Origin of the sequence: Flavobacterium sp. ARAG 55.4 (assembly GCF_051846875.1) — a bacterium.
GTDB lineage: Bacteria > Bacteroidota > Bacteroidia > Flavobacteriales > Flavobacteriaceae > Flavobacterium > Flavobacterium plantiphilum.
The window spans coordinates 168,870-186,135 of the sequence record NZ_JBPYCT010000009.1; the positions used below are offsets into that span (position 1 = coordinate 168,870).

At 34.9% G+C, this 17,266-nt stretch carries 18 protein-coding genes and 1 pseudogene; 14 read left to right on the plus strand and 5 right to left on the minus strand.

The window, feature by feature from the left end; all coding sequences use genetic code 11:
- Positions 1-41: 41 nt before the first annotated feature.
- The 5 genes from ACSV4D_RS11580 to ACSV4D_RS11600 all read left to right on the plus strand — a co-directional run bounded on the left by ACSV4D_RS11580 (position 42) and on the right by ACSV4D_RS11600 (position 3,790).
- Positions 42-419, plus strand: a complete 378-nt coding sequence (locus ACSV4D_RS11580; protein ID WP_439228401.1) for a DUF2059 domain-containing protein — start codon at positions 42-44, stop codon at positions 417-419.
- 130 nt (positions 420-549) lie between these two features.
- The gene (locus ACSV4D_RS11585; protein WP_408081945.1) at positions 550-975 is read left to right on the plus strand and encodes an HIT family protein; all 426 of its coding nucleotides are present in this window, start codon (positions 550-552) and stop codon (positions 973-975) included.
- Between the two features lie 164 nt (positions 976-1,139).
- Positions 1,140-1,535 (plus strand): hypothetical protein, encoded by a 396-nt coding sequence (locus tag ACSV4D_RS11590; RefSeq protein WP_439228402.1) that lies wholly within the window; start codon positions 1,140-1,142, stop codon positions 1,533-1,535.
- Positions 1,536-1,596: 61 nt separating this feature from the next.
- A complete protein-coding gene (locus ACSV4D_RS11595) occupies positions 1,597-3,030 on the plus strand; it encodes a PLP-dependent aminotransferase family protein (RefSeq protein WP_439228403.1) in 1,434 nt (477 codons plus the stop codon).
- Positions 3,011-3,790: a PhzF family phenazine biosynthesis protein gene (locus ACSV4D_RS11600; protein WP_408081948.1), complete on the plus strand. Its 780-nt coding sequence runs from the start codon at positions 3,011-3,013 to the stop codon at positions 3,788-3,790. The genes ACSV4D_RS11595 and ACSV4D_RS11600 overlap by 20 nt, the downstream gene beginning before the upstream one ends.
- A 90-nt stretch (positions 3,791-3,880) precedes the next feature.
- On the opposite strand, the gene ACSV4D_RS11605 is transcribed toward ACSV4D_RS11600, so the two are convergent.
- The 4 genes from ACSV4D_RS11605 to ACSV4D_RS11620 all read right to left on the minus strand — a co-directional run bounded on the left by ACSV4D_RS11605 (position 3,881) and on the right by ACSV4D_RS11620 (position 5,483).
- Positions 3,881-4,069: a hypothetical protein gene (locus ACSV4D_RS11605; RefSeq protein WP_408081949.1), complete on the minus strand. Its 189-nt coding sequence runs from the start codon at positions 4,067-4,069 to the stop codon at positions 3,881-3,883.
- Positions 4,070-4,202: 133 nt separating this feature from the next.
- Entirely contained in the window at positions 4,203-4,754 is a 552-nt protein-coding gene (locus ACSV4D_RS11610) for a hypothetical protein (RefSeq protein WP_439228404.1), read from the minus strand.
- Between the two features lie 2 nt (positions 4,755-4,756).
- Positions 4,757-5,239: an RNA polymerase sigma factor gene (locus ACSV4D_RS11615; RefSeq protein WP_439228405.1), complete on the minus strand. Its 483-nt coding sequence runs from the start codon at positions 5,237-5,239 to the stop codon at positions 4,757-4,759.
- Between the two features lie 55 nt (positions 5,240-5,294).
- Positions 5,295-5,483 (minus strand): hypothetical protein, encoded by a 189-nt coding sequence (locus ACSV4D_RS11620; RefSeq protein ID WP_439228406.1) that lies wholly within the window; start codon positions 5,481-5,483, stop codon positions 5,295-5,297.
- A gap of 134 nt (positions 5,484-5,617) precedes the next feature.
- Here ACSV4D_RS11620 and ACSV4D_RS11625 point away from each other — a divergent pair, with 134 nt between their 5' ends.
- Genes ACSV4D_RS11625 through ACSV4D_RS11635 form a run of 3 tightly spaced genes read left to right on the plus strand, consistent with a single transcriptional unit; the run spans position 5,618 to position 7,384 of the window.
- Positions 5,618-5,956 (plus strand): ArsR/SmtB family transcription factor, encoded by a 339-nt coding sequence (locus ACSV4D_RS11625; protein ID WP_439228407.1) that lies wholly within the window; start codon positions 5,618-5,620, stop codon positions 5,954-5,956.
- The gene (locus ACSV4D_RS11630) at positions 5,934-6,437 is read left to right on the plus strand and encodes an SRPBCC family protein (RefSeq protein ID WP_439228408.1); all 504 of its coding nucleotides are present in this window, start codon (positions 5,934-5,936) and stop codon (positions 6,435-6,437) included. The genes ACSV4D_RS11625 and ACSV4D_RS11630 overlap by 23 nt, the downstream gene beginning before the upstream one ends.
- Entirely contained in the window at positions 6,434-7,384 is a 951-nt protein-coding gene (locus tag ACSV4D_RS11635) for a DUF6807 family protein (protein WP_439228409.1), read from the plus strand. Before ACSV4D_RS11630 ends, ACSV4D_RS11635 begins: the two co-directional genes overlap by 4 nt.
- A 140-nt stretch (positions 7,385-7,524) precedes the next feature.
- Here ACSV4D_RS11635 and ACSV4D_RS11640 read toward each other — a convergent pair whose 3' ends face one another.
- Positions 7,525-9,057 (minus strand): SulP family inorganic anion transporter, encoded by a 1,533-nt coding sequence (locus ACSV4D_RS11640; RefSeq protein WP_439228410.1) that lies wholly within the window; start codon positions 9,055-9,057, stop codon positions 7,525-7,527.
- Positions 9,058-9,345: 288 nt separating this feature from the next.
- Here ACSV4D_RS11640 and abc-f point away from each other — a divergent pair, with 288 nt between their 5' ends.
- From abc-f to ACSV4D_RS11670, 6 genes and pseudogenes are all read left to right on the plus strand, one after another.
- Complete coding sequence (abc-f, locus tag ACSV4D_RS11645; RefSeq protein WP_439228411.1) at positions 9,346-10,929, plus strand: ribosomal protection-like ABC-F family protein; 1,584 nt, start codon at positions 9,346-9,348, stop codon at positions 10,927-10,929.
- A gap of 15 nt (positions 10,930-10,944) precedes the next feature.
- A complete protein-coding gene (locus ACSV4D_RS11650; protein WP_439228412.1) occupies positions 10,945-11,421 on the plus strand; it encodes a DinB family protein in 477 nt (158 codons plus the stop codon).
- 22 nt (positions 11,422-11,443) lie between these two features.
- Entirely contained in the window at positions 11,444-11,761 is a 318-nt protein-coding gene (locus ACSV4D_RS11655; RefSeq protein WP_408081958.1) for a DUF6660 family protein, read from the plus strand.
- 48 nt (positions 11,762-11,809) lie between these two features.
- A complete protein-coding gene (locus tag ACSV4D_RS11660) occupies positions 11,810-13,981 on the plus strand; it encodes a TonB-dependent receptor (protein WP_439228413.1) in 2,172 nt (723 codons plus the stop codon).
- Positions 13,982-14,107: 126 nt separating this feature from the next.
- Entirely contained in the window at positions 14,108-16,561 is a 2,454-nt protein-coding gene (locus ACSV4D_RS11665) for a DUF4982 domain-containing protein (RefSeq protein ID WP_439228414.1), read from the plus strand.
- Between the two features lie 523 nt (positions 16,562-17,084).
- Positions 17,085-17,266, plus strand: a pseudogene (locus ACSV4D_RS11670) (hypothetical protein); the annotation flags it as partial.

Here is a 17,266-nt window from a genome sequence, read left to right on the forward strand (position 1 = left end):
TAGACTTTATTTTGAATCTATAAATTACATCCAACCAAAACATGAAAAAATCACTTTTAATTTTAAGTTTCTGTATTCTTTCCCTTTCGGCAAATGCGCAAAGCACTTCAAAAACAGAAAAAATAAACCAACTTATGGAACTAATGGGTTCCGGAAAAATGGCAATCCAGATGATGAACCAAATGATGGAGAGTTTTAAAAGTTCTTATTCCAAAGTAAATGATACCTTTTGGGAAGATTTTAAAAAAGAAATAAAAGCTGAAGATATTACCAATATGATTATCCCAATTTATGATAAATATTATACCGAAAATGATATCGACCAATTAATTGCTTTTTACAATTCGCCTATTGGAAAAAAAATGATTGCTACTATGCCTCAGGTTATGCAGGAATCTATGGTTGCGGGACAAGCCTAGGGAAAACAAATTAGCGAAAAAGTAATCGCTAAGCTGAAAGAAAAAGACAATTTGGAAAAGTAAAAAAGTATGGATAGTTTTACCCTATCTTATTAAAATCATTTTTATAATATTATTAAAATAAATCACTATGCCATCAGCTGTTTCTGAATGTTTGTATTGTCAGGAAAACGAAACCTTACATAACTTAATGATTAAAATCACCGACTTAAAAGTGTCGCAATTGTTCTTGTTTAAAGAGCAGTCGTACACCGGTCGTTTAAATGTAGTTTACAAAGATCACGGAGTGGAATTTTATGAATTAAGCGACGAAGAACGCAAAGCATTCATGGATGATGTAGCCACGGCTGCTAAAGCAATTGCAAAAGCTTTTAATCCTGACAAAATTAATTACGGTGCATTTTCAGATACATTATCGCACTTGCATTTTCACATCGTTCCAAAATATAAAGACGGCTATGGTTTTGGAAGTGTTTTTGAAATGAATCCAAACAAAGTAATACTTTCTGATACCGAATATATGGCGTTGATTGAAAAAATAAAAGCAAACTTATAATCCTTTTAAGTTTTACAATATAGGATCCTCTTTTAAATTAATTTAAAAGAGGATTTTTTTTAGATTAACAATTAAAAAACATTCTGTACCCATAAACAACCACATTTCTGTATCTGTGCTTGTTTTTTTGAATTCGATACTTTTACTCTTCTAAAGAGTAACTTATGGAAACGAAGCCGGAACCTGATCAAAATCTAATATTAAGAGCTATTACAATTGCTGATCTTCCTACCATTGTAAAAATTTATAAGCAACAAAAGAATGCAACTACTAAGCTAAAAAGTCCGGATATGCCATTAACTGACCAATTTGGACTTCCTTTCTTTGTGGCTGAAAGGGATAGCAAAATCATAGCTTATTCCTATGTCATGCTAACAAGCGGGAATAATTACAATCTAAATGCTGCAATAGATTCCACTTTATCAGGTAATTCCATAGTCGGCTATTTAATAAAAGAATCGGAAATCTTTTTCAAACAACAATGTCAAAAGGGTATGTTTAAAAATCTTAATACAACAACTCAACGATTGATTAATTGGCTAAACAATACTTACCAATAATAAACACAACAGACACAGTTGTAAATTTATTATTTTTACAAGACACAGAAAAACTGATAATATGGCGAGAGAAATTTTATATTTAAAAATTGCAAGAATTCTTGAAGAACAAATCCATATTGGGAGTCTGAAAACAGGCGAAAAACTTCCCTCCATTCGCACCGTTCAAAAGATTTACGGCATAAGTATTAATACTGTAAAACAGGCTTTTTTAGAACTGGAAAGCAAATCATTAATAGAATCCAAACCTAAATCCGGTTATTATGTCAGTAATTTTTTTGATACCAGATTAGCTCTTCCCTCAATCAGTAAACTTCACTTATCTGACAAAGAAAAAACTCCTGAAGATTTAATCAGCAAGGTTTTCAATACTTTAACAGATAAAAATATCACTCAGTTTTCCTTAGGGGTTACAGACAAAAGTATGTTGCCTATAGCTAAACTGAACAAAGGAATTAACAAAGTGTTGCGACAATTAGACGACAGCGGAACGGGATACGAACCCGCTCAGGGAAACCTTAATTTAAGAAGAAACGTAGCCAAATGGTCTTTTACCTGGGGTGGAAATTTAACCGAAAAAGACATTGTAACCACATCGGGAGCGTTAAATGCCTTATTTTATGCTTTGATTACAGTTACTAAACCGGGAGACACCGTAGCTATTGAAACACCGCTGTATTTTGGTATTTTACAAATGATAAAATCACTGGGACTTCATATTATTGAACTCCCCACCCACCCTGTAACGGGAGTTTCTCTGGAAGATTTAAAAAAAGTTTTACCTCAAATCAGCGCTTGTTGCTTTGTAACAAACTTTAATAATCCTCTGGGAAGCTGTATGCCTGAAGAAAATAAAAAAGAAGTTGTCAGATTGCTTACACAGCATAACATTCCGCTGATTGAAGATGATTTGTATGGCGATTTATTTTTTGGCGCCAGCCGGCCAAAACCCTGTAAAGCTTTTGATAAAGAAGGAATCGTGATGTGGTGTGGTTCTGTTTCAAAAACCTTAGCGCCCGGCTATCGTGTGGGTTGGGTTGCTCCGGGAAAATTTAAAAATAAACTGATCAGAAAAAAACTTTTACATACTATTTCCAGTCCCCCATTATATCAGGAAGTGATTGCTGATTTTATGGAACATGGTCGTTATGAGCATCATCTTAGAGGATTACGAAATACATTGTACAGCAACTATTTGCAATTTCAACGCACTATTGAAGAACATTTTCCTGAAAACACTAAAATTTCAAAACCTCAGGGCGGATTTGTACTTTGGCTGGAACTGGATCCAAAGATAGACACTGCCCTGCTTTTTGATATTGCTATACAGCAAAAAATAGGTTTTGCTCCCGGTCGAATGTTTACCCAGCACGACCAATACAACAATTGTATGCGGCTAAATTTTGGATTAAAATGGGATGATAAAGTCGAAAACAGCCTTAAAAAACTTGGATTATTAATTAAACAACAACTTTATGAAATTATATCAAATTGATGCTTTTACCAAAAATATATTTTCCGGAAACCCCGCAGCAGTTTGTCCGCTGGAAGAATGGCTGACCGATGAAATGATGCAAAATATTGCAGCTGAAAACAATCTTTCCGAAACAGCATTTTATGTTAAAAACGGAGCTAAATATGAGATAAGATGGTTTACACCTACTGTTGAAGTCGATCTTTGCGGACACGCCACTTTAGCTGCTGCGTATGTACTATTCAATTATGAAAATCATAAGGATTCACTAATCAACTTTTATTCTTCCAGAAGTGGTGATTTAATGGTAACTAAAGAAGACGATTTACTTTCACTAAATTTTCCTTCCGATGTATTCGAAGCTGTCGAATTAACGAATCAGCTGCTAGATGCATTTGATGTAAAACCCAAAAAAGCTTTTAAAGGAAAAACAGATTATATGATTGTGTTTAATGACGAAGAAGAAATACTGTATTTAAAGCCTCAATTTGATAAAATTGTAAAGCTCGGAGTCAGAGGTGTAATTGCAACCGCTCCCGGGAATAATGTTGACTTTGTATCGCGATTTTTTGGTCCGCAATCCGGAATAGATGAAGATCCTGTGACAGGTTCCGCACATACAACTTTAATTCCTTTTTGGGCAAAAGAACTGAATAAATCTAAATTATCCGCCATTCAGCTTTCAGAAAGAAGAGGATATCTGGAATGTGAATTATTAGAAAACAGCGTTCGCATAAGCGGTTACGCCAGATGTTATCTCATTGGGGATTTGTTTTTATAAAAAAGAAAAGCCTCTTTAAAAATAAAGAGGCTATCTATAAAAATTTATCAAACCCTAAAATGACAAATTTTATTTTTTTATAATGTATTATTAATCTATTTCTGCCATAACATTTTCCATGAAGATTTCCGGTTCTCTTTCATTGTACCAATAATCTGCAACAATACTCAAAACAATATCTTTTAAACCACTTAAAGAACTTTCCGGTTGATGTTGTTCATCTTTAATTACTTCAATAAGTAATTCATTTACTTTACTGATTTTCTCTGAATTTGTCATCTTGCTTATTGTTGATTAAACACTTAATTGCCTTATTGTTTCCGGGAATAAAAGTATAGGAATTACGATTTCCCGACAATACCCACTTTTAGTGATTTTTTTATGTTTTTTTAATATAATTTTAAGATTTGTCTTATTTAACCTCTTCAAGCGTGTGAATACAGTCCTGAATTTGTATAATTCTCTTAAGCCAGATACGATATAATATTCTCAATTGAATTAAAAAAATAACAGTCGTAAACAACAGTAAAAAGTACTTTGGCATCGTAAACTGAATTCCATACGTAAAAAACACGAGTAATCCGGAAATAAATCCCAATCTGGCAATAACAGCAATCAATGCAAACTTTTTAATTCTGATATAAAGCTGTACTAACGCTATTTTAATATTCGAGTTATCTGTTAAATAGCGATTGTGATAATATCCGTAAACGTTATGAAGTATAGGCAGTAATAAACTTATTATCAAAATTAAATTAACCCAAAAAGGCTTTTCAGAACCATCAAACATTGAATAATAAACCATTAAAAAAAATACCCATCCGGTAATCTCAAACAGAATTTGTTTCCGAATGGATTTCAAAACCGGGTGTTTATTTTCCTGTAACATCTTTACTAATGTTGCTTCGTCTTTAGAATCGGCTTCAATCGCTTTCCAATCAGATTTTAAATCATGTAGTTCCATCGCTATTGGTTTAACAAGGTTTTAATTTTTGTTTTAATTCTGTTTAATTTTACTCCCACATAATTTTCACTGATTCCTGTAATCTCTGCAATTTGCTGATAGGACAATTCCTCAAAATACAGCGCTATTAATGCTTTTTCACTGTCATTCAATACTTTTAGAACGGCAAACAAGCGTTCCTGCCGCAGCTCTACCTCATCATTAGGCTGCTCTTCGGCAAAATCAGGTAATTGTGTGAGATAATTAATGGGTGTTGTTTTTTTTCGAAAAGAAGCAATGGCTGTATTCAGTGCAACACGATACATCCAGGTACTTATTTCTGAATTTCCTTTGAAATCAGGATAGGATTTCCAAAGCTGGAAAACTATTTCTTGAAATAAATCTTCACGATCCTCAGCACTCTCCCGATACAAACGAACAATTTTATGCAGCATCGCATTGTATTGCGCTATAATGACTAAAAACTCTTTTTCAACTGCATTCATTTCTAATACATTTCTTTTCGAATAAAACTAAGATAAGCAAAATCATATTCTACGCTCATTTATGCTCTAAATTTAATTTCTCCTTAACAAGCTGAATATCAGTTTTTATTTGTGCATTCTCCAGTTTTAAACTATCGATCTGTTCCTGAAGATTAGTATCTCTGATTTTTGATCTTCCTTCCGGTGAAGATTCTTTTCCACATCCCACTACTCCAAAAAGCAGCATTACAATAATTGTTTTCATATCTATTGGTTTTTATATATTAGTTGTCTTTTCTTTCAAAAACTTACAGCTGGCTAAAAAAACAATAAAATATTTGCACAACCAATTAATTGCATTATATTTGCAACTGATTGATTGCATTAAAATTATTCAGAATGAGAAGAGACATATTTCAGGCTATTGCTGATCCAACCCGAAGAGCCATCATAAGTCTGATAACAGTTCAGGCGATGACACCGAATGCCATTGCAGAACATTTTGAAACCAGCAGACAAGCCATTTCAAAACATTTAAGAATCCTGACAGAATGCGAAGTTTTAAAACAAGAACAAAAAGGCAGGGAAATTTATTACCAACTCGAACTGGAAAAAATGAAAGAAATTGACCAATGGCTGTCACAATTCAAAGCTATTTGGGAAAACCGTTTTAATGAATTAGATACTATATTAGCAACCTTAAAAAACAAAAAAGATGAAAACGAACCTACAATTTGACTTTATTGTTGATAAAGAAAACAATACTGTAAACGTAAAAAGAGAATTTGCAGCTAAACTTCCTTTAGTTTGGGATGCCTGGACTAAAGCGGAAATTTTAGATTTATGGTGGGCACCTAAGCCATATAAGACCGAAACCAAATCAATGGATTTTAGAGAAGGTGGCACTTGGTTTTATGGCATGGTTAGCCCCGAAGGCGAAACACACTGGTGCAGAAATGATTATAAAAAAATAAATGTACAAAAATCTTTTTCAGGATTAGATGCTTTTTGCGATGAAAACGGAACTATCAACACTGATTTTCCGCGAACCGTATGGAACAATACTTTTATCGAAAACGGAGCAACTACCACTGTAAATATTGTAGCTCAATATGAAAAACTAGCCGACCTGGAACAAATTATCTCTATGGGATTCCAGGAAGGATTCACGATGGCATTGGGTAATTTAGATGACTATTTAAATGAAATGACTAAATGATGCTAACCAAAAAAATCCATCTGTTGCTTGCTGTTGGTTTTATGAGCCAAATCACTTTTAGTCAGGTTCATTTAAAAATTGAAAAAAATCAAAGTTATTTTACCGAAGGCAAAGACAGTATTTTAACGTATCAGGAGGCTTCAGAAAAGTCAATTAACGGACAATACATTCGTTCGAATTACATTCATCCGTTATATAATCTGGATGGAAGTGTCTTAAGTGAAGATTTCCCTGCTGATCATTTGCATCATCGGGGAATTTTCTGGGCTTGGCATCAATTATACATTGGAGATAAGCGAATAGGAGACGGCTGGGAAATAGAAAATTTCAGTTGGGAAGTTGCCACTGTAAAAAAGAAAAAGCAAAAAGACGGCAGCAAAGCTATTCAAGCTGATGTTTATTGGAAATCGCCATTATGGATCAATAAAAATGGTGTGGAAAAAACTTTTGTAAAAGAAACCACAACGATAAAAGTTTATCCCAAACAATTGCATTACCGTCTGATTGATATCGAAATTGTATTATTGGCACTGGAACCCAACATGCGAATTGGCGGTTCAGAAGACGAAAAAGGTTACGGTGGTTTTTCGCCACGAATTAAACTCAGTGACGATATTGTTTTTACGGATCCCTCAGGAAAAATCACTCCTACTAACCTACCTCTCCCTGCCAGCGAATGGATGGATATATCAGGTTCTTTAGGTAAAAATGGAAATAAAGCAGGAATTACTATCTTATGTAATCCTAAAAATCCGGATTCAAAAAATCCCTGGATATTACGGGCTAAAAAAAGTATGCAAAATGCTGTTTATCCGTTTCCGGGAGCTAAAGCAGTTCCTTTATCGAATAAAAAACCAACTGTTTTACGTTACCGATTAATCGTTCACGACGGAGATGCAAACAGCATTCCGATTGATGAAATATTTCAAAACTATATTAAAAAATAAATTAGTAATAGATTTAATTGAAAAAACCACGAATTCACGAATTATGAGATTATAATTAGTGAATTCGTGGCTTTATTTTTTTTCTAAAAAAACAGAGCCAATACATTTTGTAATGGCTCTGTCTATTAGTATGACTGGTATTAATTCGGAACTACTTTATAAGTAGGATCTTCCATAATATTTACTTCAATAATGCCTTGAGCATTTTGTAACAATTGACGACAGTCATCACTTAAATGGCGCAAATGCACCGTCTTACCGACTTTAGCATAACGCTCCGTGATTTTGTTTACGGCATCAATAGCACTCATATCGGCAATTTTACTTTCTTTAAAATCAATAATTACCTCATTGGGGTCATTCAACACATCAAATTTCTCAGCAAAAGCAGTTGTAGAAGCAAAGAACAATGGACCATAAATTTCATAATGTTTCGCTCCATTTTCGTCAATATATTTTTTAGCACGAATTCGTTTTGCACTTTCCCATGCAAAAACCAATGCTGAAATAATTACTCCTATCAATACGGCTAAAGCCAAATTGTGCATCAAAATAGTAATAACCGCTACCAAAACTCCAACAAAAATATCCTGTTTAGGCATTTTGTTTATGATACGAAAACTAATCCATTCAAAAGTACCTATTGCCACCATAATCATAACTCCTGTTAAGGCTGCCATAGGTAATTTTTCAATTACAGGTGCGCCAAACAGCACAATACAAAGTATCGTTAAGGCTGCAATAATACCTGACAAACGCGCTCTGGAACCTGCTGATAAATTCACTAAAGTTTGAGCAATCATTGGGCATCCACCCATTCCAAAGAAGAATCCGTTCAGGATATTGGCACTTCCTTGCGCCACACATTCTCTGTTTCCATTTCCTTTAGTTCCTGTAATTTCGTCTACTAGGTTTAGGGTTAACAATCCTTCTGTCAATCCTACACAAGCCATAATCAATCCGTAAGGAAGAATTAATTCTAAGGTTTCTAAGTTGAAAGGAATGTTCGGAATATGAAAAGGCGGGAATCCACCACTTACTGATGCAATATCAGCCACAGTTTTTGTTTGGATTCCAAAACCAAAAACCAACGCAAAAACAACCATAATAGCTACCAAAGATGCTGGAACCGCTTTGGTGATTTTTGGAAAACCAATCACGATTGCAATAGTTAAAGCCACCAAACCAATCATGATATACAACGGATTTCCGGATAACCAAACACTTTCACCATTGACAATCGTCTTAAATTGTTCTAATTGTGACATGAAAATTATAATCGCCAAACCGTTTACAAACCCGAACATTACCGGTTGCGGTACCAAACGAATAAATTTACCTAATTTGAATACACCTATTAAAATCTGAATTATTCCTGCTAAAGCAACCGCCGCAAAAACATAATCCAATCCATGCGATTTCATCAGTGCAATCAATACAATGACTGTTGCTCCTGCTCCACCTGAAACTAATCCTGGACGTCCGCCAAAAATAGCCGTTACCAATCCCATGATAAATGCAGCATACAAACCCACTAATGGCGGAAAACCAGCTAAAATGGCAAATGAAAGTGATTCTGGAATCATCGTCATGGCTACCGTTAATCCTGCTAATATTTCGGTTTTATAATTTACTTTTTGCGAAAAGTCAAATAGGGTAAAATATTGTTTCATTCTTTTGAGTAAGGAGTTATAAAATTAAAGCGCTCTTTATATCACTTTAGTGATAAATGATTTTAAGTTTTTTTAAGAAGTGCAAAGGTAATTTTTTTAAATCCTTATTCCAATTAAATTAGAATAGCACAATTTTGAAAAAAAATTTGCTGCAAAAAAGAGGAAATCCTTAACTTTGCATTCTCAAAAATAATGACTACATATGTGATAACCAATTTCTTTCAGACTATTTAAAGACGCAAACCACAACAGGTTTCAATTATTCATTCCTCTTTAAAGAAAGAAATTATGCTTATTATACAAAACATCAGTTATACACATCCTAACAGGGATTTGTTGTTCAGCAACATCAATTTAACCGTAAAACATCATGTCAAAATTGCTTTAATTGGCAATAATGGCGTGGGAAAATCAACTTTATTAAAATTAATTGCTCAGGAAATTCCAATTTCTGAAGGACAATTAAATACAGCATCACAACCGTATTATGTACCTCAGGTTTTCGGACAGTTCAATCATCTGACTATTGCAGAAGCTTTGCGTATTGATACCAAATTAAAAGCACTGCACAAAATCCTGAACGGAGACACATCCGAAGAAAACTTCAATATGCTAAATGACGACTGGACTATTGAAGAGCGTTGTATCGAAGCTTTAAAACATTGGCAATTACCCAATTTAGATTTAAATCAAAAATTAGAAAGTCTGAGCGGCGGTCAAAAAACCAAGGTTTTCCTGGCGGGAATCAGTATTCATCAGCCGGAATTAATTTTGCTTGACGAACCCAGCAACCATTTAGACAGCCAAAGCAGGAATTTGCTATATGATTGTATTGAGTCTTCTAACAGCACTTTGATTATTGTAAGTCACGACCGAAAGTTACTCCGCCAGTTGACTACAGTTTGTGAATTAAATCCAAACGGACTAACCGTTTATGGCGGAAATTATGATTTTTATCTGGAACAAAAACAACTGGAAACTGCAGCTTTACATCACGATATTCACAGTAAAGAAAAAGCGTTGCGAAAAGCAAGAGAAAAAGAACGGGAAACATTAGAAAGACAACAAAAACTGGATGCACGCGGAAAAGGAAAACAGGAAAAATCGGGAGTTTCCAGAATCATGATGAATACCCTGCGTAATAATGCCGAAAACAGTACTGCTAAACTAAAAAATGCACATACTGAAAAAATAGATTCCATTGCGCAGGATTTACAGCAGTTGCGTAAGACAAGACCGGATTTTGACAAAATCAAATTTGGGTTTGATGATTCAAATCTTCATAAAGGGAAAGTTTTGTTTACTGCCGAAGAAATAAATTACAGCTACGAAACAAAGCTTTGGAATAAAAATTTGAATTTCAAAATTACCAGCGGAGAAAGAATTGCTTTAAAAGGAAAAAATGGCTCAGGAAAAACCACCTTAATAAAACTTATTTTAGGTAATTTAGAGCCAACATCAGGCAGTGTTTTCAGAGCGGAATATCAATCAGTTTATATAGACCAGGACTATTCACTAATCCAAAATGATTTAAATCTGTATGAACAGGCTCAGTATTTTAATAACTCAGGATTATTAGAACACGATATAAAAATGCGGCTTAATCGCTTTTTGTTCTCCAATAAAACCTGGGATAAAATCTGTTCAGGTCTTAGCGGTGGCGAAAAAATGCGTTTGATGCTGTGCTGTTTGACCATAAACAATCAATCACCGGATGTGATTATTCTGGATGAACCCACTAATAATTTAGACATTCAGAATATTGAAATCTTAACCACAGCAATCAATGAATATCAGGGAACGCTGATTGTGGTGTCACATGATGATTTCTTTTTAGAACAAATTAATATTCAAAAAACCATTCATTTATAACAAAAGATGGAACCAATGGAAACTCACACTTTTTTGAAAGACGCATTCGAATATACTTATCATTTCAATCAGGAACTCATTCATTTATTTGAAAATAACAAAAATTGTATTCCTGAAAAATCCATGCAATTATTAAATCATTTGATAAATGCACAACAAATTTGGAATGAGCGTATTCTAAATGAGCCAAATACTATTGGAGTTTGGGAAATGAGATCTTTAAAAAATCTAAAAACAATCAACCAACAAAATTACAATCAAAGCCTAAACATTTTAGAAACAATAACATTGGATAAAAAAATAGATTATAAAAATTCTAAAGGAATTCAATTTTCAAATACGGTACAGGAAATTATTTTTCACATCATTAATCATGCTACTTATCACAGAGCTCAAATTGCCAGTGATTTAAAAGCCAATGGAATCGAACCCATCAATACCGATTATATTTTTTATAAAAGAAACACCGAAGCTACACAGAATATAAAATAGATTTTTTAACTTCGTTGCCGTAATGAAAATAAGTACCTTCATATTATCACTTTTAATACTTGTTTTATCTTTAAAACCCTGCTCTGACGGAAGTAATGCCGAAGACCTGAAAAAAGATAACATCAGTCTTAATCACAATCATCAGGAAGATCATGATGATTCCTGCCCTGTGACCTGTATTTGCAGTTGTTGCGGAATGTCGGTAACTTTTGAAAGCATTAAAATCTATACTTTTAGAATCCATACGGAAATTTCTAATGTAGTAGTATCTTCTTATCAGTCAAATTATCAATTTGATTCTGTTGCTGCTATCTGGCAACCTCCTCAGTTAATTAGTTAAAATATCCGGACAAAAGTCTCATTTTTAATTAATTAAATTTCATATCAAATGAATAAATTCATTTTGAGCGCAATGCTCATCCTATTATCATGCCTTGGAATGAAGGCACAGACAAATACTATTCAAATACAGGTAGTTTCTGAAAAAGAACCCGTAATTGGTGCCAACATTTATCTCGAATCAGACAAAAAATCGGCTGTTACAGATGCTGAGGGAAAAGCCAGATTATCGGATGTTTCGAATGGGAAACAAACCATAATAATTTCTTATCTGGGTTTCGAAACCCTGAAAAAAAACATTCAAATTCCGGGGGAATCCGTTTTTGTTTTTAATTTGGAACCCAATGAAAACGAACTCGAAGAAGTCGTTTTACAAACATCACGTACCAGCAGAACGGTTAGAAAAATCCCTACCCGGATTGAATTTATAGGTGCAGAAGAATTAGAAGAAAAAGCTACGATGAACCCAACGAATATTTCGATGGTTTTACGTGAAAGCACCGGAATTCAAATGCAGCAGACTTCGCTAAGCAGCGGAAATTCAAATATAAAAATTCAGGGACTGGACGGGCGTTATACCCAACTTTTAAGAGATGGTTTTCCTTTATATTCCGGTTTTTCCAGCGGATTAAGTATTATGCAGATTCCGCCTTTAGACTTGCAGCAATTCGAAATTATCAAAGGAAGTTCTTCTACACTTTACGGCGGTGGCGCTATTGCCGGATTAGTGAATATGGTTTCGAAAACTCCCGATGAAGAACCGGCTTTGGATATTATGCTTACCCAGACACACGCTTTAGGAAGTACAGCAAATATTTTTTACAGCAAACGAAACCAAAAATTCGGAACTACACTCTATGGTTCGGCACATTATCAAAAAGCCTATGACCCCGAAGATGATGATTTTAGTAATCTGCCTAAAACAAAATCCATTTCTTTTAATCCTAAATTCTTTTATTATCCTTCTGAAAAAACAACACTGTGGTTAGGCGTTAACGGAACGTATGATGATCGGATTGGTGGGGATATGACAAAAATAAAAAGTCAGCAAAACGGCATTCATCAATATACGGAAGACAATATTTCTAAACGTCTGAGTACACAGGCTGTTTATAAAACACAGCTGGATTCACTGAGTAACTTCAACATCAAAAATAGTATTTCCTATTTTGACCGTTCGCTTCAGGTACCTGATTTTAATTTTAGCGGAAAGCAAATCAATACTTTTACCGAAGTAAGTTATGAAAGAACTAATGCTAAGACCGACTGGATTCTGGGTGCTAATTTCTATTCGGTAGATTTTGATGAAGCTGATGATGCGCTGTTGCAACGCGATCAAAAAGAGTTTACCTACGGGTTATTTGCCAATAATATATTTGACATTAGCGAAAACTGGATTCTGGAAACGGGTTTACGTACCGATTATAATGCCGACTGGGGATTTTTCCCTTTGCCAAGAATTTCTTTATTGTACAAAAATGAAAATGGTTTTTCGAGTCGTATAGGTGGTGGACTAGGATATAAAATTCCCGATATTTTTACTGAAGAAGCAGAATCCATTAATTTCGAAAACGTACTCGGCATTGATAAAGACAATCTAAAAGCCGAACGTTCTTATGGCGTGAATTATGATTTTAATTATCAGACTCATTTCGGGGAAATTGGATTTTCGGCCAACCAGCTTTTTTATGTTACCGCTATTCAAAATGCCTTGCTGTTAAACAGCTCAGGAACTAATTTCCAATTTGAAAATGCAGCAGAAGTCATCCTAAGTAAAGGTGCTGAAACGAATATTAAGTTGACTTACAACGATTTTAAATGGTTTTTAAACTATGCTTTTATTGATGCACGCCTGCACTATTTGCCAGGAAACCCACAAAAACCACTTACTCCTAAACACAATGCAGGTAGTGTAATCATGTATGAAAACGAAACCTGGCGTATAGGATTTGAAACCTATTACACCGGAAAACAACTGTTATCTAACGGAACTAAAACTACCGATTATACTACTATGGGATTTTTACTGATGCGAAATTTCAAATGGGGTGCACTCTTTACCAACTTTGAGAATTTTACTGACAGAAGGCAAAGTCGTTTTTCTCCATTGGTTTTACCTACACATGATAATCCCACATTTCCGGAGATCTATGCTCCTACTGACGGATTTATTTTCAGTCTGGGAATCATCATAAAACCTTTTGGAAATAAAGAACATTAAAAAACTCAGGCAATCTTCTTTTACAAAATAAAGGAAGGTTGTTTTTTTATACAAAAGCAGGATTCTCAAGTTCGATTATTTTTCTATTTTGCAACGCATTTTATAAAAACCAACCTTGTAGAAAAAATGAATTATAAAAAACTACTGTTCTTCTTAATTGTTCTAAACATCCATTGTAGTCATGCTCAGGACATTCGAAAATCAATTTTATTAAATAAAAACTGGAAATTCTCTAAAGGCGATTTCAAAGATGCCAGTCAGATTGGCTTTAATGATAAAAAATGGGAAACAGTAAGCATCCCGCACGACTGGGCAATCTACGGCCCTTTTGACGAAAATAATGATGTCCAAAAAGTAGCTATTACACAAAATTTAGAAAAAGAAGCCAAAAGACAAACAGGAAGAACCGGTGGTTTACCTTATATGGGAATAGGCTGGTACAGAAATACGTTTAGTGTACCCAATTACCAAAAAGGACAACGTGTAAGTCTGATTTTTGATGGTGCTATGAGCGAGGCTCATGTATCCGTAAACGGTAAAGAAGCCATATTCTGGCCTTACGGATACAATTCATTCCATATAGATGTAACGGATTTATTGAATGCTGACGGACAAAAAAACCTGTTATCTGTTCGATTAGAAAATAAAGAACAATCTTCGCGCTGGTATCCCGGAGCCGGATTGTACCGCAATGTGCATTTGGTAATTACTAATCCGGTTCACGTTCCGGTTTGGGGAACTTACATTACCACTCCTTATGTAGCTAAGGATTATGCTTCGGTGCGATTAGAAACCAAAGTAGAAAATGTACCGAATAAAACGGAAATCAGGATAGAAACCAACATTCTGGATAAAAACGGAAAAGTGGTTGCCACTAAAAATGATATTCGAAAAATGAATCACAGTGAACCCTTTGTTCAAAATTTCACGGTGAATAATCCAGCTTTATGGTCTCCTGAAACACCTACTTTATACAAAGCTGTTTCTAAAGTCTATTTAAAAGACCAATTAGTAGATACTTATACAACCCCTTTTGGTATTCGTGATATAAAATTTATTGCTGACAAAGGATTTTTCCTCAACGGACAACTGCGTAAATTCCAGGGAGTTTGTAACCACCACGATTTAGGACCATTAGGTGCGGCAATCAATGTGGCAGCTTTACGCGGTCAGTTAACAATGTTAAAAGATATGGGTTGCGATGCTATCCGAACCGCTCACAATATGCCGGCACCTGAATTAGTAGCACTTTGTGATGAAATGGGTTTTATGATGATGATAGAACCTTTTGACGAATGGGACAAAGCCAAATGTAAAAATGGTTATCACCGTTTCTTTGCAGAATGGGCAGAGAAAGACATGATTAATATGTTACACCACTACCGCAATAATGCCAGCGTAATTTTATGGAGTATTGGTAACGAAGTGCCTACTCAATGCAGCCCAGAAGGCTATAAAGTGGCTAAGTTTTTACAGGATATCTGCCACCGTGAAGACCCTTCCCGATTAGTAACCTGCGGAATGGATCAGGTGACTTGTGTGCTTGAAAATGGTTTTGCCAATATGATTGATATTCCGGGATTTAATTACCGTGTCAATCGCTATGGAGAAGCATTTAGCAAATTATCCCAGAATATGGTTTTAGGTTCTGAGACTACCTCAACAGTAAGTTCGCGTGGTGTTTATAAATTTCCTGTAGAGAAAAAAGCAGATGCGATTTATCCGGATCACCAGTCGTCCTCTTATGATTTTGAATATTGCAGCTGGTCTAATTTACCCGATTTGGATTTTGCTATGGCCGATGACAAAGAATGGACTTTAGGACAGTTTGTCTGGACCGGATTTGATTATTTGGGCGAACCAAGTCCGTATAGCATCAATGCCTGGCCGAACCACAGTTCGATGTTCGGAATTATCGATTTAGCCAGCATTCCTAAAGACCGTTACTATTTGTACCGCAGTATCTGGAATAAAAATGCCGAAACCCTGCATGTTTTACCGCACTGGAACTGGGAAGGAAAAGAAGGAGAAATCGTTCCTGTTTTTGCTTATACCAATTATCCAACGGCGGAATTGTTTGTAAACGGAAAAAGTTACGGCAAGCAGACTAAAAACAATACAACACCTCAAAACCGCTACCGCCTGATGTGGATGGACGTAAAATATGAACCGGGCGAAGTAAAAGTAGTTGCTTATGATGCCAACGGAACTAAAAAAGCCGAAAGAATCATTCGCACCGCCGGAAAAGCACACCATCTTGAACTGGTTCCAGACCGTACTGAAATGCAGGCTGATGGTACTGATTTGGTATATATCAACGTTAGAATGGTAGACAAAGACGGAAACTTATGTCCTAACGACCAGAGCTTAGTGAATTTCAGCGCTGGCGGAGCCGGAAATTATAAGGCTTCCGCCAATGGAGATCCTACTTGTCTGGATTTATTCCATTTGCCTAAAATGCACCTTTTCAACGGTCAATTAACAGTCATTGTACAAGCAGCTGAAAAAACAGGAAAATTATCTTTTGAAGCCAAAGCCAGCAGAGTAAAATCCGGAAAAATTGCACTGGATGTGAAATAATATTTTAGCATTCTTACTTATAACAACCTCTTTTATGTTTTAAAAGAGGTTGTTTTTTTGGACGTTTCCTGTACAAAATCATTGCGAAGAATGAAGCAATCACACTTGATGCTCATATTATGTGATTTCTCCTTTATTGAAATGATACAAAATTAGCTTTGCTTAATTACATTGTACACGTTACAGTATAAATACAACCATTATTTCCAGTTCCATTCAATAAATGGGGCTTTTTTATGCCTAAAAAGAATTTTTTAGGTTCGATATAGGTACTTTTTTAGTGCCTTAAAGTAGTTTTTAGGTTCTTTATAGGGTATTTTTAAGTACTCAAAGGGAGTTTTTAGGTTTGTTATAGCTGCTTTAGTAGTAGCTATAAGGAGTTTTTAAGTAGGCTACAAGTACTTTTTAAGTACTAAAAAAGATGTTTTAAGTTTGCTATGAGGAGTTTTTAGGTACTATGAAGCTAAAATACTATAGAAATTTTGCTTATATTTGACACTATCCTTCTAAAAAACAACACCTTATGTCTGATAATACGAAACCTGCCCAAGCCGAACAATACCCTCCAATAGGGAATTTTATCCATTACCACATTATACAGCAATCCCAAACCAAAAGCAGCATTGCCAAGGCAATGGGTATAGGTCCTAAAGGATTAAGGGATTATTTTAAGAAAGATTCGCTGCAATTTGCCGTTTTGTGGAA

Excerpts from the sequence above, each read along its gene's own strand:
- ACSV4D_RS11625 (WP_439228407.1), top strand. The coding sequence starts at position 5,618 with ATGAGAAGAGACATATTTCAGGCTATTGCTGATCCAACCCGAAGAGCC.
- ACSV4D_RS11600 (WP_408081948.1), top strand. The coding sequence starts at position 3,011 with ATGAAATTATATCAAATTGATGCTTTTACCAAAAATATATTTTCCGGA.
- ACSV4D_RS11620 (WP_439228406.1), bottom strand. The coding sequence starts at position 5,483 with ATGAAAACAATTATTGTAATGCTGCTTTTTGGAGTAGTGGGATGTGGA.
- ACSV4D_RS11655 (WP_408081958.1), top strand. The coding sequence starts at position 11,444 with ATGAAAATAAGTACCTTCATATTATCACTTTTAATACTTGTTTTATCT.
- ACSV4D_RS11595 (WP_439228403.1), top strand. The coding sequence starts at position 1,597 with ATGGCGAGAGAAATTTTATATTTAAAAATTGCAAGAATTCTTGAAGAA.
- ACSV4D_RS11665 (WP_439228414.1), top strand. The coding sequence starts at position 14,108 with ATGAATTATAAAAAACTACTGTTCTTCTTAATTGTTCTAAACATCCAT.
- ACSV4D_RS11580 (WP_439228401.1), top strand. The coding sequence starts at position 42 with ATGAAAAAATCACTTTTAATTTTAAGTTTCTGTATTCTTTCCCTTTCG.
- abc-f (WP_439228411.1), top strand. The coding sequence starts at position 9,346 with ATGCTTATTATACAAAACATCAGTTATACACATCCTAACAGGGATTTG.
- ACSV4D_RS11585 (WP_408081945.1), top strand. The coding sequence starts at position 550 with ATGCCATCAGCTGTTTCTGAATGTTTGTATTGTCAGGAAAACGAAACC.
- ACSV4D_RS11635 (WP_439228409.1), top strand. The coding sequence starts at position 6,434 with ATGATGCTAACCAAAAAAATCCATCTGTTGCTTGCTGTTGGTTTTATG.
- ACSV4D_RS11615 (WP_439228405.1), bottom strand. The coding sequence starts at position 5,239 with ATGAATGCAGTTGAAAAAGAGTTTTTAGTCATTATAGCGCAATACAAT.
- ACSV4D_RS11605 (WP_408081949.1), bottom strand. The coding sequence starts at position 4,069 with ATGACAAATTCAGAGAAAATCAGTAAAGTAAATGAATTACTTATTGAA.
- ACSV4D_RS11590 (WP_439228402.1), top strand. The coding sequence starts at position 1,140 with ATGGAAACGAAGCCGGAACCTGATCAAAATCTAATATTAAGAGCTATT.
- ACSV4D_RS11650 (WP_439228412.1), top strand. The coding sequence starts at position 10,945 with ATGGAAACTCACACTTTTTTGAAAGACGCATTCGAATATACTTATCAT.
- ACSV4D_RS11630 (WP_439228408.1), top strand. The coding sequence starts at position 5,934 with ATGAAAACGAACCTACAATTTGACTTTATTGTTGATAAAGAAAACAAT.
- ACSV4D_RS11610 (WP_439228404.1), bottom strand. The coding sequence starts at position 4,754 with ATGGAACTACATGATTTAAAATCTGATTGGAAAGCGATTGAAGCCGAT.
- ACSV4D_RS11640 (WP_439228410.1), bottom strand. The coding sequence starts at position 9,057 with ATGAAACAATATTTTACCCTATTTGACTTTTCGCAAAAAGTAAATTAT.
- ACSV4D_RS11660 (WP_439228413.1), top strand. The coding sequence starts at position 11,810 with ATGAATAAATTCATTTTGAGCGCAATGCTCATCCTATTATCATGCCTT.